At 68.7% G+C, this 15,788-nt stretch carries 13 protein-coding genes; 7 read left to right on the forward strand and 6 right to left on the reverse strand.

Annotation, left to right across the window (positions count from 1 at the left end; genetic code table 11):
* The 5 genes from nirB to cysG are packed head-to-tail and all read left to right on the forward strand — an operon-like array spanning position 1 to position 7,764.
* Positions 1 to 2,430 carry a nitrite reductase large subunit NirB gene (gene nirB, locus ILP92_RS13380; RefSeq protein ID WP_198916918.1) on the forward strand — a complete coding sequence of 810 codons (2,430 nt, stop codon included), beginning with the start codon at positions 1 to 3 and terminating at the stop codon, positions 2,428 to 2,430.
* Complete coding sequence (nirD, locus tag ILP92_RS13385; protein WP_198916919.1) at positions 2,427 to 2,759, forward strand: nitrite reductase small subunit NirD; 333 nt, start codon at positions 2,427 to 2,429, stop codon at positions 2,757 to 2,759. The genes nirB and nirD overlap by 4 nt, the downstream gene beginning before the upstream one ends.
* Positions 2,756 to 5,359, forward strand: a complete 2,604-nt coding sequence (locus ILP92_RS13390; protein ID WP_198916920.1) for a molybdopterin-dependent oxidoreductase — start codon at positions 2,756 to 2,758, stop codon at positions 5,357 to 5,359. Before nirD ends, ILP92_RS13390 begins: the two co-directional genes overlap by 4 nt.
* On the forward strand, positions 5,356 to 6,327 hold the full coding sequence (locus ILP92_RS13395; protein WP_198916921.1) for a glycosyl transferase family protein: 972 nt from the start codon (positions 5,356 to 5,358) through the stop codon (positions 6,325 to 6,327). Before ILP92_RS13390 ends, ILP92_RS13395 begins: the two co-directional genes overlap by 4 nt.
* 12 nt (positions 6,328 to 6,339) lie before the next feature.
* A complete protein-coding gene (gene cysG, locus ILP92_RS13400) occupies positions 6,340 to 7,764 on the forward strand; it encodes a siroheme synthase CysG (protein ID WP_198916922.1) in 1,425 nt (474 codons plus the stop codon).
* Here the strand turns inward: cysG and ILP92_RS13405 are convergent.
* Entirely contained in the window at positions 7,690 to 8,649 is a 960-nt protein-coding gene (locus ILP92_RS13405; RefSeq protein ID WP_198916923.1) for a formylglycine-generating enzyme family protein, read from the reverse strand. The genes cysG and ILP92_RS13405 overlap by 75 nt on opposite strands.
* Before the next feature lie 177 nt (positions 8,650 to 8,826).
* Here ILP92_RS13405 and ILP92_RS13410 point away from each other — a divergent pair, with 177 nt between their 5' ends.
* Positions 8,827 to 10,140, forward strand: a complete 1,314-nt coding sequence (locus ILP92_RS13410) for a sulfatase-like hydrolase/transferase (protein ID WP_198916924.1) — start codon at positions 8,827 to 8,829, stop codon at positions 10,138 to 10,140.
* A 283-nt stretch (positions 10,141 to 10,423) separates the two neighbouring features.
* Here the strand turns inward: ILP92_RS13410 and ILP92_RS13415 are convergent, their stop codons facing one another.
* Positions 10,424 to 11,455, reverse strand: a complete 1,032-nt coding sequence (locus ILP92_RS13415) for an L-idonate 5-dehydrogenase (RefSeq protein WP_198916925.1) — start codon at positions 11,453 to 11,455, stop codon at positions 10,424 to 10,426.
* A gap of 122 nt (positions 11,456 to 11,577) precedes the next feature.
* Here ILP92_RS13415 and ILP92_RS13420 point away from each other — a divergent pair, with 122 nt between their 5' ends.
* Positions 11,578 to 12,345: an SDR family oxidoreductase gene (locus ILP92_RS13420; RefSeq protein ID WP_198916926.1), complete on the forward strand. Its 768-nt coding sequence runs from the start codon at positions 11,578 to 11,580 to the stop codon at positions 12,343 to 12,345.
* On the opposite strand, the gene ILP92_RS13425 is transcribed toward ILP92_RS13420, so the two are convergent.
* From ILP92_RS13425 to ILP92_RS13440, 4 genes are read right to left on the reverse strand one after another with little or no spacing between them, the layout of a single operon-like run.
* Positions 12,329 to 13,174, reverse strand: coding sequence for a metal ABC transporter permease (locus ILP92_RS13425; RefSeq protein ID WP_304623299.1), 846 nt, complete (start codon positions 13,172 to 13,174; stop codon positions 12,329 to 12,331). The two genes, ILP92_RS13420 and ILP92_RS13425, sit on opposite strands and share 17 nt — an antisense overlap.
* Complete coding sequence (locus tag ILP92_RS13430; RefSeq protein WP_198916928.1) at positions 13,171 to 14,022, reverse strand: metal ABC transporter permease; 852 nt, start codon at positions 14,020 to 14,022, stop codon at positions 13,171 to 13,173. Before ILP92_RS13430 ends, ILP92_RS13425 begins: the two co-directional genes overlap by 4 nt.
* Complete coding sequence (locus ILP92_RS13435; protein ID WP_198916929.1) at positions 14,019 to 14,891, reverse strand: manganese/iron ABC transporter ATP-binding protein; 873 nt, start codon at positions 14,889 to 14,891, stop codon at positions 14,019 to 14,021. The genes ILP92_RS13430 and ILP92_RS13435 overlap by 4 nt, the downstream gene beginning before the upstream one ends.
* On the reverse strand, positions 14,888 to 15,775 hold the full coding sequence (locus ILP92_RS13440; RefSeq protein ID WP_198916930.1) for a metal ABC transporter substrate-binding protein: 888 nt from the start codon (positions 15,773 to 15,775) through the stop codon (positions 14,888 to 14,890). The genes ILP92_RS13435 and ILP92_RS13440 overlap by 4 nt, the downstream gene beginning before the upstream one ends.
* Positions 15,776 to 15,788 lie beyond the last annotated feature (13 nt).

A 15,788-nucleotide genomic window follows, 5' to 3' on the forward strand; every position in this document is an offset into this window, starting at 1 on the left:
ATGGAAAGACTTGTCGTTATCGGCGCGGGCATGGCCTCGGGCCGCCTGCTGGAACATCTCGTCGAGGCCGATCCGAACGCCTATGCGGTCACCCTGTTCAACGCCGAGCCGCGCGGCAACTACAACCGCATCATGCTGTCGCCGGTTCTGTCGGGCGAAAAGAGCTACGCCGAGATCGTGACCCACGACGACGCCTGGTACGCCCGACACGGTGTCACCTGCCGGTTCGGCGAGCGGGTCGAGTCGATCGACCGGGACCGAAATGTCGTCGTCGGTGCCAAGGGCGAGGTGCCGTATGACCGGCTGGTGCTTGCCACCGGGTCGGACGCGTTCATCGTGCCCTGCCCCGGCCACGATCTGGACGGCGTGATCGCCTATCGCGATCTCGACGACACCAACCGGATGATCGACACCGCGCCGGGATCGCGCGCGGTCGTGATCGGCGGCGGTCTGCTGGGGCTGGAAGCCGCCGCGGGGCTCAGGATGCGCGGACTCGAGGTCACGGTCCTGCACCTAGCGGGTCACCTGATGGAGCGTCAGCTGGACCCCGCCGCAGGCTACCTGCTGCGGGCCGATCTGGAACGGCGCGGCATCACGGTGATGACGCAGGCCGCGACCAAGTGCATCCGCGGCGACGGCGCGGTCGAGGCGGTGGAGCTCGAAGACGGCACGATCCTGCCCGCCGACCTGGTCGTCATGGCCGTGGGCATCCGTCCCTCGGTCGCGCTGGCAAAGCAGTCCGGGTTGGCGGTGAACAAGGCGATCGAGGTGGACGCCCAGATGCGCACCTCGGACCCGTCGATCTTCGCCGTGGGCGAGTGCATCGAATTCGCGGGCCAGCTTTTCGGACTCGTCGCGCCGCTTTACGATCAGGCCAAGGTGCTGGCGGCGACCCTGCTCGGGCAGGATGCGGCGTTCACCCCCAAGCAGCTGTCGACCAAGCTGAAGGTCACGGGCTGCGATCTCTTCAGCGCGGGCGACTTCGCCGACGGGCCGGGACGCGAGGACATCGTCTATCGCGATCCCGCGCGCGGCATCTACAAGCGGCTGGTGGTCGAGGACGACACGCTTGTCGGCGCGGTGATGTATGGCGACACGGCCGACGGCAACTGGTTCTTCGGGCTCATCAAGGACGGCACCGACATCGCGGAGATGCGCGAGACGCTGATCTTCGGGCCCGCCTACCAGGGGGGCGCCACCGCGGACCCTTTGGCCGCCGTTGCAGCCTTGCCGGCTGACGCAGAGATCTGCGGCTGCAACGGCGTCTGCAAGGGCCAGATCGTCACCGCCATCGAAGGGGGTGCCACCGATCTGGGCGCCGTGCGCGCGACCACCAAGGCCAGCGCGTCCTGCGGGACCTGCACGGGGCTGGTGGAACAGGTGCTGGCCGCCACGCTGGGCGACGCGTTCCAGATGCCCACTGCGCAACCGGTCTGCGGCTGCACCGACCTCAGCCACGAGGACGTGCGCCGCCTCATCAAGGCGCGCGAGCTCAAATCCCAGCCCGCGGTCTGGCAAGAGCTGGGCTGGTCCACGCCCAACGGCTGCCATGTCTGCCGCCCGGCGGTGAATTTCTACCTGCTGGCCGACTGGCCGCTGGACTACCAGGACGACCCGCAAAGCCGATTTGTCAACGAGCGCAAGCACGCCAACATCCAGAAGGACGGCACGTTCTCGGTCGTGCCGCGCATGTGGGGCGGGATCACCACGGCGGCCGAGCTGCGCGCCATCGCCGACGCCGCCGACAAGTACGACGTGCCCACGGTCAAGGTCACGGGCGGTCAACGGATCGACCTTTTGGGCGTGAAGGGCGAGGATCTGCCCGCCATGTGGGCCGATCTGAACGCCGCCGGGCTGGTGTCGGGCCACGCCTATTCCAAGGGTCTGCGCACGGTGAAAACCTGCGTGGGCACCGATCACTGCCGCTTCGGCACGCAGGACAGCACCGGCCTGGGCATCCGGCTGGAAAAGCGGCTGTGGGGCTCGTGGACGCCGCACAAGGTGAAGCTGGCGGTGTCGGGCTGCCCGCGCAACTGCGCCGAGGCGACGTGCAAGGACGTGGGCATCGTCTGCGTCGACAGCGGCTACGAGATCGGGGTCGGCGGTGCCGCGGGAATGGACGTGAAAGAGGTCCAGCCGCTGGTGAAGGTCGCGACCGAGGACGCGGCGGTGGAATGGACCGTGGCTTTCGTCCAGCTTTACCGCGAACACGCCAAGTACCTGGACCGCCCCTACAAGTGGCTCGCCAAGGTCGGGCTCGACTGGGTGCAGCAGACCTTGGGCGACGCCGCCGAACGCACGGCCCTGGTCGAACGGTTCGACCTGAGCCAGACGATCTATCAGACCGATCCCTGGGCCGAGCTTGCCATGCGCGAGAAAGCCCGCGCCTTCGCCCCCATCGCAGACCTGACCCTGGAGGCCGCGGAATGAGCTGGATCGACATCGGCGCCCTGGACGATATCCCCGTGCGCGGCGCGCGCGTGGTCAAGGCCGAAGTCGGGTGCATCGCCCTGTTTCGCACCGACGAGGCCGAGGTTTACGCCACGACGAACACCTGCGCGCACAAGGGCGGGCCGCTCAGCGAAGGCATCGTCCACGGCCGCCGGGTGACGTGCCCGCTTCACAACTGGGTCTGGTCACTGGAAACCGGCGAAGCCCAGGGCGCGGACGAGGGGCGGATCGCCACCTATCCCGTCCGTATCGAGGCCGGGCGCATCCTGATCGACGGCGATGCCGTCGGCAAACGGTCCGCCGCGTGAGCACGGTGCGCTCCACCTGTCCCTATTGCGGGGTCGGATGCGGCGTTCTGCTGGCCCGGGACAGCGCAGGCGGTCTGACGGTGACAGGCGATCCGGACCACCCGGCAAACCGCGGGCGGCTGTGCTCCAAGGGCTCCGCCCTGGGCCAGACCGTGGGTCGGGAAGGCCGTCTTCTGGTCCCCCGCATGGGCGGTCGGGACACCGACTGGGACAGCGCCCTCGACCACGTGGCCGACCGGTTCGCGCGCACGGTCGAGCGGCACGGACCCGACAGCGTCGCCTTCTACGCGTCCGGCCAGATGCTGACCGAAGATTACTACGTCGCCAACAAGTTCATGAAGGGCTTCGTCGGCACCGCGAATATCGACACCAATTCAAGGCTTTGCATGGCCTCGACCGTGGCGGGCCACAAACGCGCCTTCGGCACCGATACCGTGCCCGGAACCTATGACGATCTCGACCAGGCCGACCTGGTGGTGCTGGTCGGCTCGAACCTGGCGTGGTGCCATCCGATCCTGCACCAGCGCGTGCTTGCCGCGAAAGCCGCGCGCGGCACGAAGATCGTGGTGATCGACCCGCGCCGCACCGCGACCTGCGACGGCGCGGACCTGCATCTTCCGCTGGCGCTCGGGTCGGACGTGGCGCTGTTCAACCGGCTTCTGGTGGCAATCCACCAGGGCGACGCGCTCGACCGCGGCTACATCGCCCACGTGGACGGCTTCGACGCGGCCCTCCTGGCGGCGCGTTCCGGCGGAACGGGCCCCACCGGCCTGGCCCCCGAGCTCATCACCGAATTCTGCCGTCTCTGGGTCAGGACCGAGCGGGTGGTCACCGTCTTCAGCCAGGGCGTCAACCAGTCCAGCGCGGGCACCGACAAGGTCAACGCCATCCTCAACTGCCACATCGCCACGGGCCGCATCGGCAAGCCCGGCATGGGACCCTTCAGCGTCACAGGCCAGCCCAACGCCATGGGCGGGCGCGAGGTCGGCGGGCTGGCCAACACGCTGGCCTGTCACCTGGATCTCGAAAACGCGGCCCACAGATCCGCCCTGCGCGAGTTCTGGGACGCGCCGCGCATCCCAGACGCGCCGGGCCTGAAGGCCGTCGATATGTTCCGCGCCGTCGCCAAGGGCCGGATCAAGGCGCTGTGGATCATGCATACCAATCCCGCCGTGACCCTGCCCGAGGCCGACGCGGTGCGCGACGCCATCGCGGCGTGCGACTTCACGGTCGTCTCGGACATCACCGCCGCCACCGACACCGCGCGGCTGGCCGATGTCCTGTTGCCCGCCAGCGCCTGGGCGGAAAAGGACGGCACCGTCACCAATTCGGACCGCACCATCTCGCGCCAGCGGGCGGTCCTGGCCGCGCCCGGCGACGCGCGGCCCGACTGGTGGCACATCGCCCAGGTGGCCCGGCGCATGGGGTTCGGGCGCGCGTTCGACTACGACACGCCCGCCGAGATCTTCCGCGAACACGCCGCCCTGTCGGGTATCGCCGGCAGCTTCGGACGCGACTTCGACATTTCCGCGCTGTCGGACCTGTCCGATACCGCTTACGCCGCGCTGCCGCCGACGCGCTGGCCCGTCGCCGCCCGGCGCGGCGGACGTTTCTTCGCGGACGGACTGTCCTTCCACGAAAACGGCCGGATGCGCATGGTGCCCGTCACCTGGCATGCGCCGGTCGCCGATACGGGACGGCGCTTTCCCTTGCGCCTGAACACCGGCCGGGTGCGCGACCATTGGCACACGATGACCCGCACCGGAACGTCGCCCCGCCTGTCGGCCCACATGGCCGAGCCTTTCGTCGAGATCCATCCCAAGGACGCCACCGCCTTCGGCATCGCGCCCGATACGCTGGTCGAACTGACCTCGCCGTCGGGCCGTTCGGTTCTACGCGCCACAATCACCGACGCCGGTCAGCCCGGCACGCTCTTTGCCCCGATCCACTGGACCGCCGAGACGGCCCCCACCGGGCGCATCGACGCGCTGGTCGCGGCGATGACCGACCCGGTTTCGGGCCAGCCCGAAAGCAAGGCATCGGTCTGCGCGGCCCGGCCCTTCGGCGCGGCGTGGTACGGGTTCGCGGTGTCGTCCCGTCCCGTCACCCCCGTCGCCGATTACTGGGCCCTGGCCCGCACCGATGCCGGGTGGCGGCTGGAACTGGCGGGCCGCGAGATCCCCGAAGACTGGGAATCGACCGCGCGTGCGCTGTTCGACCTGCCGCGGGCCGAGATCCAGATGCTGAGCGATCCGGGACGCGGCGTGGCGCGCCTAGCCTTCCGGGACGGCGCGCGACTGGTGGCGGCCCTGTTCGTGTCGCCGCAGCCCGTGGCGGTGATGCGCGACTACCTGTCGGAACTGCCCCAGGAAGACGTTCTGACGGGCCGCGCACCCGCCGACCGGCCCGATCCGGGCCCGATCCTGTGTTCGTGCTTCGGTGTCGGCGTGAACACGATCCTGTCGGCGATCGAGTCCGATGGCCTGATGAGCGTCGACGCGGTCGGTGCGGCCCTGTCCGCGGGCACGAATTGCGGCTCGTGCCGGTCCGAGATCGCGGCGCTGCTGGTCGGCGCGCGCGTGGCCGAGGCCGCGGAATGAGCCTTGCGCCCTACGTCCAGATCCTGGCGCGCGGACAGGGTCGCGCCCGCGGTTTCACCCGGGACGAGGCCGCCGCGGCGATGACGGCCATGCTGGCGGCGGACGCGGCCCCCGAAGCGGTAGGCGCGATCCTGATGCTTCTGCGCATGAAGGGCGAGACGGCCGACGAAATCGCCGGGTTCGCCGCCGCCGCCCGCAATGCCCTGCCAGACTGGACCGGACCCCGCCCCGCGCTGGATTGGCCCAGCTACGCCGCCGGGCGCACGCGCGGGCTGCCATGGTTCCTGCTGTCGGCGCGACTGGTGGCCGATGCGGGCGTGCCGGTGCTTTTGCACGGCTGGAATGCGCATCAGGGGCACGGGGCGGACCTGCGCGCCGCGCTGCCCGTGATCGGACTTCGTGCCGCGGACAGCATTCGTACCGCGGGCGCGGCGCTGGGATCCGACGGGATCGCCTATCTGCCGCTCGAGATCCTGTCGCCCCCGCTTCGGGCGCTGCTCGGTCTGCGCGACACGCTGGGGCTGCGGTCCTGCATCAACACCGTGTGCCGGATGCTGAACCCCGGCACGGCGCCCGCCGCCGTGCAGGGCGTCTTTCACCCGCCCTACCGCGAATTGCAGGCCGATGCCGGTCGGCTGCTGGGGCTGGACCGGTTGACCGTGCTGAAGGGCGGTGGCGGCGAGTTCGAGCATCATCCGGCCAAGAATATCGAGACGTTCGGCCTGCGCGACGGGCACCGCTGGAGCGGGCTGACGGGCCTGAGCATCGGCGGGCACCGGCGCCTGTCCGAAGGCCCCCGCGACCCCGCGCTGCTGGGCCAGGTCTGGCGCGGCGAGCGGCACGATCCGTTCGCCGAAGCCGTCGTCCTGTCGACCGCCGCGCTGGCGCTCGACACCGCGGGTCTGCCCGACGCCGACCTGCTTGCGCGCGATCTGTGGACCGCGCGCGCCCGCACCATCGCCGCCTGAAGGAGACGCCCGATGAAAAGCTTTCCGATGTTCATCCGCACGACCGGACGCCGCGTCCTGATCGTCGGCGGCGGCGAGCAGGCGGCGCAGAAGGCCCGCCTGATCCTGAAGACCGACGCGCACCTGGTCCTCGTCTCGCCCGAACTGGACGCCGAGCTGTCCACCCTGGTCGCCTCGGGTCGGGCCGAACAAATTGCCGGTCCGCTCACGTCGGCGCTTTTCGAAGGCGCCGCCATGACCTTCGTCGCCACCGGCTGTCCGGGCCTCGATGCGGCGGTGCACGCGCTGGTCACGGCGGCGCGGTGCCCGGTCAACGTGGTCGACCAACCCGATTTGTGCGACCTGACCACGCCGTCCATCGTCGACCGCGACCCCGTGGTCGTCGCCATCGGAACGGAAGGCACGGCCCCCGTCCTGGGCCGCCAGATCAAGACCGAGATCGAACAGATGCTGATCCCCAACCTCGGTGGCCTGGCCGCGCTGGCGGGCCGCCTGCGCAGCGCCGTCGCCGCGCGGGTCCCGCGCGAAGGGCGCCGCGAATTCTGGCGGTGGGTCTTCGCCGATGCGCCCCGCGACAGCTGGACCCGCGGGGCCGAGCGTGACGCCGCGCGCCTTATCAAGGATGCGGTGGCGGCTGGCGGCGCGCCCGCGACGACGACGATTGGCTCGATCGCCTATGTGGGTGCCGGGCCGGGCGCGCGCGATCTTCTGACCCTGCGCGCCGTGCAGCGCCTGCAGGAAGCGGACGTGGTTTTCTACGACCGCCTGGTGGAGCCCGAGGTGCTGGAACTCGCCCGCCGCGACGCCGATCGGGTTTTCGTCGGCAAGGTCGTCGGGGCGCATGCCTGGCCGCAAGAGCGCATCGACGCCGCCGTCGTGGCCGAGGCCCGCAAGGGCCGCCGCGTCGTGCGCCTGAAATCGGGCGATCCGGGCATCTTCGGGCGCCTGGACGAGGAACTTCGCGCCGCCGCCGTCGCTGGTATCGCCACGGAAATCGTGCCCGGCGTGACCGCGGCCTGCGCCGCTGCCGCGCGTCTCGACCGGCCGCTCACCAAACGCGGCGAGACCGACACGGTCGTCCTGGCGACGGCCAGGTCGCAAAAGGACGGATCGATCCCCGACCTGGAACGCCACGTCCAGCCGGGCACCACGCTGGCCATCTACATGGGCGCCTCGGCCGTGGGCGAAATCTCGGAACGCCTGCTGTCGGCCAATGTGCCGCCGGACACGCCCGTGGACATCGTGGCCGATGCCTCGAAAAGCGGCGAGGTCAGGGTCACGACAACCGTATCGGGCATGGCCCGGACGATGTCGGCATCGGGCATCGGCGGTTGCGCGGTGATCTTCGTCACGCTGCCCCGATCACTCCGCGGGCGCATGGGCCACCCGGAAACCCGCGTTCCCGGTCGAGCTGTCGGGCGTGTTGCGGGTTCGTGAGTGGACCTGGTAGCGGTCGCAATAGCTGTCGTGGCACAGGTATGAGCCGCCGCGCTGGATCCGGGCGTCGCCCGACGCGGGACCGGTCGGGTCGCGCGCCAGCCCGGGGGTCGGCGGTGCCGCGCGGTACCAATCCCACACCCATTCCCAGACATTGCCGCAGGTATTCCACAGCCCGTAGCCGTTGGGCGCGAAGGCCCGCACGGGCGCGGTGCCGATGAACCCGTCCGCGGCGGTATTCTCGACCGGGAAGCGGCCCTGCCAGACATTCATCGCGTGTCTTCCGTCCGGCTCGCGCGCATTGCCCCAGGGGAACTTCGCGTGGCGCAGCCCGCCGCGCGCCGCGAATTCCCACTCGGCCTCGGTGGCAAGGCGCAGGCCCGCCCAGGTGCAATAGGCCAGCGCGTCGAACCAGCTGACATGGACGACCGGATGATCGCCGCGCGCGGCGACATCGCTTCCCGGCCCTTCGGGCGCGGACCAGCACGCACCGTCGACGCGCCGCCACCACGGCAAACCGGGCGGATGATCGGTCCAGCGATCGGCATCGGGCAGCAGCATGTGGAAGACCGACGACCAGCCCTCGACCTCGGCCACGGTCGCGTAGCCCGTCGCCGCGGCGAAGCGCGCCCAGTCGGCGTTGGTCACGGCTACCGGCGCGATGGCAAAGGGCGACAGGCGCACCTTGCGCCGGGGTGCATCGAAATCGCCGGGAAAACGGGACCTGCGCGCGCCCATGTCGAAGAACCCGCCCGGCAAGGGGACCAGCGCCGCCCGCAACGCCGCCCGCGTCGCCGCGTCGGCCACGGGCACGGCCAGCGCCGCGTCCATCCAACGCGCATCCGCGGCACTGTCCCGGGTGGCGCCGCAGCAATTGGGGTGCATGGCAGGGTCTCCGAACGTGGCGGATGTTTTCCTAGCATCGCAGATCGCCTGCGTCACCGGGGACGGGCGCGTTTCGGACTGGTCAGCGCGCGCGACTTCTTTCACACTCGGGCGCAAGACGCCGCATCCCCTGCTCAGGCCGGGCCCCGATGGCAGTCACACCAGCGAGGCAACCCCATGAGCACCCAGAAGAAAAATGTCCTGCTGGTCAGCCTGGACGACGCGGTGTCGTGGCGGCACTACCGCACAATGTTCGGGGCCGAATTGCAGGTTCCGAACCTGGACCGCATCTGCGCCGAGGCTACGGTCTTCGACGCGGCCTATTGCCAGGCGCCCATCTGCGGGCCGTCGCGGGCCAGCTTCATGTCGGCAAAAGCGCCGCCGCAATTGGGCATCTACGACAACACCGCCGATGTCTTCGACGTGCTTCCCGCCACCGAGATGTGGTCGGTCCGGCTGAGGGATGCGGGCTATTACTGCTCGTCCGGCGGCAAGCTGCATCACCGCTACAAGCCGCTGCGCAGGCGGTTCCACAAGGATATCTACGACGACAACCAAAAGCGTTTCACCGACGACATGCACATGCCGCCGGGGCTTGAGAAAAAGAAGTTTGGCGGTCATCGCGGCGGCTGGGGCACGACCGATCCGAAGGATGACGACACCTATTACGATCATCAGGTGGCGGAGTCGGCGATCGAGTTCCTTCAGACCTACGACGGCGACGCGCCCTTCTACCGCGAGGTGGGGTTCTACAGCCCCCATGGGCCGCAATACACGCCCGCGCGCTTCAAGGAGATGTATGACGTCAACGCGTTCAAGCCGCCCGAATGCTGGAAGGACGGCTTCCCCGACGAGCCCTTCATCCGCGACCGCGTCCCGCCCAACGACCGGCTGGAGGCGGGCAAGCTCACCTGGTGGCGGCAATCGGTGCGCAACTATTTCTCGGCCCTGAGCCACGGGGATCATCACCTGGGCCGGGTGTGGGACGCGCTCATGGCCTCGCCCCACGCCGAAAACACGCTCGTGGTCCTGGTCGCCGATCACGGCTTTCACCTGGGCGACCGCAACCGCTTTTCCAAGTTCACCCTGTTCGAGCAGGTCGCGGGCGTCCCATTCGTGATCTGGGATCCCGCGCGCAGGCAGGCGCAAACGGTGGACGATCCGGTGTCGCTGCTGGATCTCGGCCCGACAGTACTGGACCATGTGGGGCTGGATCCGCGCGACGATTGGGTGGGACGTTCGCTGGTGCCGCTGCTCGACGGCGCGCGCGATCCCGACCGGGTGGTGCCCACGTTCTCGAACGATGGGGTCAGCATCCGCAAGGGGCGCTATCGCTTCATCCGGTACGAGAACGGCGAGACGCAGCTTTTCGACGTGGTGGACGATTTCTGGCAGCAGCGCGACCTGGGCCCGGATCACCCCGAACACGGCGCGCTGCTGAAGGCATTGGTGGAAAGCGCCCGCGCGCACGGTCTGGACATCGCCGCCTGAGCGCGGCCTTCGGGCGGGCCAATGCCGGGATCGACACGACCTTCGGCTTCCCGACCCTGATCGCCCACGGCGCCAACACCCGCGACCTTGCCGCTGGCACCCTCGTCGGATCGGGCACTATGTCGAAACGGGGGGCGGACGGCGAACCGGGTCGACACCGCGTCCCCCCGTCTGCCGCCAAGCGACCGGCTCAGGATCTGGATGGAAGACGCCCGCGCCCGCTCCATCTTCCAGGAAGCGACAACGCCATGAGGATTAGATATGCCACCGCGGGCGACACGGATCAGGCGTCGGCGAAGCTTATCTGCGTCTTGATCGCGCGGCTGCGGTCGCCCGCCGCTTGGAACGCCGGGATCGCGTCGTCCAGCGGGAAGGTCCGGGTGATGTAGGGGCGCACGTCGATCAGCCCCTTGCGCATCAGGCTGACGCCGGTGAAGAACTCGCCGTGAAAGCGGAAACTGCCCTTCAGCACCAGCTCCTTGGCGGTCATCGCCTGCACCGGCAACGTCATGTCGCCGCCGAGGCCCAGCTGAACGATGGTCGCCCCGGGCCGCATCGCCGGGACCGCCGCCGACAGGGCCGCGGCGGCGCCGGAGCATTCGAACAGGACATCGAACTTTCCTTTATCCGCCTCGAAGTCGGAAAGACTGCCTTCAGTGGCTGCCACGGTCAGATCGGCGCCCGCCTTGCGCGCCATCTCCAGCGGGAAGTCGCTCAGATCGGTGGCGACCACCAGGTCCGCCCCGGCCCGTCGCGCCGCCAGGATGCACAGGATCCCGATGGGACCGCAGCCGGTCACCAGCACCGACTTGCCCAACAACGGACCGGCCTGCCGGGCGGCGTGCAGCGTGACCCCCAGCGGCTCGGCCATCGCCGCTTCGCCCGCGCTCAGACCATCGGCGGGGGCGCATTGCCACGCCTCGGCGACAAGGACTTCGCGGAATGCGCCTTGAATGTGGGGAAAAGGCATGGCCGAGCCGTAGAATCGCATGTTCAGGCAGTGATTGAACATCGCGTTGTTGCAAAACTGACATTGCCCGCAGGGCCGCGAGGGCGAGACGGCGACAAGCTGCCCTTCACGCAGCCCCGTGACCCCGTCGCCCAGCGCACTGACATGGCCCGACACCTCGTGGCCCAGGATCATCGGCTCTTTCAGCCGCACCGTGCCGAAGCCGCCGTGGTTGTAGTAATGCAGGTCCGAGCCGCAGATGCCGCCCCGCGCCAACCGGATCTGAACCTGCCCGGGGCCCGGAGCGTCCTCGGCGCGATCCTCGATCCGCAGATCCTTCGCGTCGTGGATGACGATGGATTTCATGGGCGGACCTCCGGTTGCGACTGCGCCCAGCAGATACCGCGCCGGGACCGGTGTCCAGATGCGCGGTTGACTTCGGACGCGCGGCCAAGAACGCTCGGCCAGCCAAATGAGGGGAGCGCGCCATGTCCATCCAGCTGTTCGATCTGACCGGCAAACGCGCGCTGATCACCGGCTCGTCCCAGGGGATCGGCCACGCGCTGGCACACGGGCTGGCCGCCGCCGGGGCCGAGATCGTGGTCAACGGGCGCGATGCCGACAAGCTGGCGAAAGCCGCCGATACGTTGCGCAAAGCGGGCGCCACAATATACGAACTGGCCTTCGACGTGACCGACCACGATGCGGTGCGCGCGGCGATCGACGGGTTCGAGGACGCCACCGGCCCCATCGACATCCTGGTCAACAATGCCGGGATGCAGCAGCGCGCGCCGCTGGAAGACTTCCCCGCCGACGGGTTCGAGCGGCTGCTGCAGACCAACATCGCCAGCGTCTTCCACGTGGGCCAGGCCTGCGCGCGCCACATGATCGGGCGCGGGGCGGGCAAGATCGTGAACATCTGCTCGGTCCAGACGGCGCTGGCCCGGCCCGGCATCGCACCCTACACCGCCACAAAGGGCGCGGTGGCGAACCTGACCAAGGGAATGGCGACGGATTGGGCGAAGCACGGGTTGCAATGCAACGGGCTGGCGCCGGGCTATTTCGAGACGCCGCTGAACCAGGCGTTGGTGGACGATCCGGACTTCACCGCGTGGCTGGAAAAGCGCACGCCCGCGGGCCGCTGGGGCAAGGTGGACGAGCTGGTCGGCGCGGCGATCTTCCTGTCGTCCGAGGCGTCGAGCTTCGTCAATGGCACGACGCTGTTCGTGGATGGCGGGATCACGGCGTCGCTCTGAGCCGCCGGGACGCGCCGCGGGTCCGCATCTGCCGATAGGCGAAGGCCAGCAGGAAAAGCGCGCTCAGGACAAGCACGATGGTCGGCGCGGGCGCGCTGTCCAGAAAGAAGCTCAAATACGTGCCGGTCAGCATCGACGCCATGCAGACCGCGACCGCCACCCACAGCATGGTCGAAAAGCGCCGCACCAGCAGGAACGCGATGGCGCCCGGCGCGATCAGCAGGCCGATGGCCAGGATCAGGCCCGCCGCCGACAGCGTGGCCACGATGGTCAGCGAAAGGGCCGCCAGCAGCCCGTAATGCAGCCACCGCGTCGGCAGCCCGCTGGCCTGCGCCTGCGCCGGATCGAAACTGTGCAGCAGGAAGTCGCGCCATTTCAGCCCCAGCAGCAACGCGACCCCCGCCGAGATCAGCCCGGCGGTCCAAAGCTCGTGCGGCTCGACGCCCAGCATGTTGCCGAACAGGATGTGATCGAGATGGGCGTCCGTCTCGATCGACACGTAAAGCACGATCCCAAGTCCGAACATGCCCGAGAACACGACCCCCATGATCGTATCCTGCTTCACCCGGCTGTTGCCCGCCAGGTAGCCGGTGGCGGTGGCGCACAGCATCCCGGCGGCGAAGGCGCCGATAATCAGCGGGATGCCCAGGATATAGGCCAGCACGATGCCCGGCAGCACCGCGTGGCTGACCGCGTCGCCCATCAGCGCCCAGCCCTTCATCACCAGGAAACACGACAGCAGCGCCGTGGGCACCGACACCAGCATCGAGATCAGGAAGGCGTTCTGCATGAAGGCGAACTGGAACGGCAGCGTGAGCGTGTCCATCAGCGCGGCTCCAACGCGCGGCGGGCCTTGCGCTTGGCGGCCAGCAGGCCGTGCTTCGGCGCGAAGACGAAGGCCGCCAGGAAGATCAGCGTCTGCAGCATCACGATCACGCCGCCCGTGGCCCCGTTCAGGAAATAGCTGAGATACGCGCCGGTGAAGCTGGTCGTGGCGCCGATGGCCACCGACACGGCGATGAGCCGCGGGAACCGGTCGCAGAGCAGGTAGGCCGTAGCCCCCGGCGTCACGACCATGGCGATGACCAGGAACGCGCCCACCGTCTGCATCGCGGCGACAACCGACGCCGACAGCAGCACGAAAAACACCGCCTTCAGCAGGCCGGGGCGCAGGCCGATGGTGCGGGCGTGGTTTTCGTCGAAGAACGTCACCATCAGGTCGCGCCACTTGGCCAGCAGGATCGCCAGCGACACCACCCCGATCAGCACCAGTTGCAGCGTGTCCTCGGGGGTGATGGCCAGGATATTGCCCATGGTGATGGTCTGGATCGACACCGCCATGGGGTTCACCGACACCATGAACAGGCCCAGCCCGAAGAACGACGTGAAGATCAGGCCGATGATGACATCCACCTTCAGCCCCGAGCGTTCCGACAGGAACAGCATCGCGCCCGCCGCCAGCGCGCCCGCGATGAAGGCCCCCAGCGCGAAGGGCAAGCCCAGGATGTAGGCCCCCGCGACGCCCGGCACGACCGAATGGGACAGGGCGTCGCCGATCAGGCTCCAGCCCTTCAGCATGAGGTAGGCAGACAGGAACGCGCAGACCCCGCCCACCAGCGCCGACACCCACATGGCGTTGGTCATGTAGCCGTAGCTGAAGGGTTCCAGCAGGATCATTCGCGCTCGGTCACGGTGCGGGTGCGGTTGCCGTAGCGCACGAGGGGGCGTTCGTCGTCGGTGTAGATGCTGATCTGGCGGTCGTCGTCGTCGTGGTCGGCATGCAAGTCCGCGCCGCCGAGGGTGAAATGGCGCAGCACGCCGCCGAAGGCCTTTTCCAGGTTCTCGCGGGTGAAGGTCGTCTCGGTCGGCCCATGGGCCAGAACTGTGCCCTTGACCAGCACGGTGCGGTCGCAGAACTCGGGCACGGATCCAAGGTTATGGGTCGAGACCAGCATCACGCGGCCCTCGTCCCGCAACTCGCGCAGCAGCGCGACGATCTGGTCTTCCGTCTTCACGTCGACACCGGTGAAGGGCTCGTCCAGCAAAATCACCTGCCCGTCCTGGGCCAGCGCGCGGGCCAGGAAGACGCGCTTGCGCTGGCCGCCCGACAACTCGCCGATCTGGCGGTGGCGGAACTGGGTCATGCTGACGCGGTCCAGCGCGCGGTCGACCGCCGCGCGGTCTGCGGCACCGGCACGGCGCAGGAACCCCATGTGGCCGTAGCGGCCCATCATCACCACGTCCTCGACCAGGACCGGGAAGCTCCAATCGACCTCTTCGGATTGCGGCACGTAAGACACCAGGTTGGCGGCCAATGCCTCTTTCACCGATCGGCCCAGGATGCGGATGCCGCCCCGCGCCAGCGGCACGAAGCCCATGATCGCCTTGAACAGCGTGGATTTGCCCGCGCCGTTCACGCCCACCAGGCCGGTGATCGTGCCGCGCGGGATGTCGAAGCTGGCATCCCACAGCGCGGTGTGGCCGTTGCGGTAGGTCACCGTCACGTCGTTGGCGGCCAAGCCGATGGTGTCGCCGGTATCCTTCATCCTGCCGCTTCCGTCAGCCCGTCCGCGACGGTCTGCGACGTGACGCGCAAGAGGTCGAGATAGGTGGGCACCGGTCCGTCCGCTTCGCTGAGCGAGTCCACGTAAAGCTCGCCCCCGTAACGCGCGCCGGTCTCGCGGGCGACCTGCTGGGCAGGCGCGGTGTTGACGGTGCTTTCGCAGAACACCACCGGGATGTCGTTGTCGCGCACCCCGTCGATGACGCTGCGCACCTGCTGCGGTGTGCCCACCTGGTCGGCGTTCATGGGCCAGAGATACAGCTCCTTCAGCCCGAAATCGCGGGCCAGGTAGCTGAACGCGCCTTCGCAGGTGACCAGCCAGCGCCGGTCTTCGGGGATGGCGGCGATGGCATCGCGAAAGGGTTCGATCGTCGCGCGCAGCTCTTGCTTGTAGGCGGTGGCATTGGCCTCGTAGACCGGCCTGTTGCCGGGATCGTGCTCCGACAGGGCGGCGGCGATGTTGTCGATATAGATCAGCGCGTTATCGAGGCCCATCCAGGCGTGCGGGTTGGCCTTGCCCTGGTAGCTGCCGGAGGTGATCGAGATCGGCTCGATCCCGTCGCTGAGAGTCACCGACGGCACGTCGCTTAGGTTGGACAGGAACTGCTCGAACCACAATTCCAGGTTCAGGCCGTTCCACAGGATCAGGTCGGCATCGTAAGCGCGCACGATGTCCTGGGGTGTGGGCTCGTAACCGTGGATCTCGGCGCCGGGCTTGGTGATCGACACGACCTCGGCCGCATCGCCCGCGACATTGGCTGCCATGTCGGCCAGCACGGTGAAGGTGGTGACGACCTTCAGCTTGTCCTGGGCCAGGGCGGCGCCGGGCAGAAGAAGAAGGGCAAGAAGCAGCGATCGGAAAGTCATGGGGGCACACCTG

This window comes from Palleronia pontilimi (genome assembly GCF_016412875.1).
In the GTDB taxonomy this organism is placed as follows: domain Bacteria; phylum Pseudomonadota; class Alphaproteobacteria; order Rhodobacterales; family Rhodobacteraceae; genus Palleronia; species Palleronia pontilimi.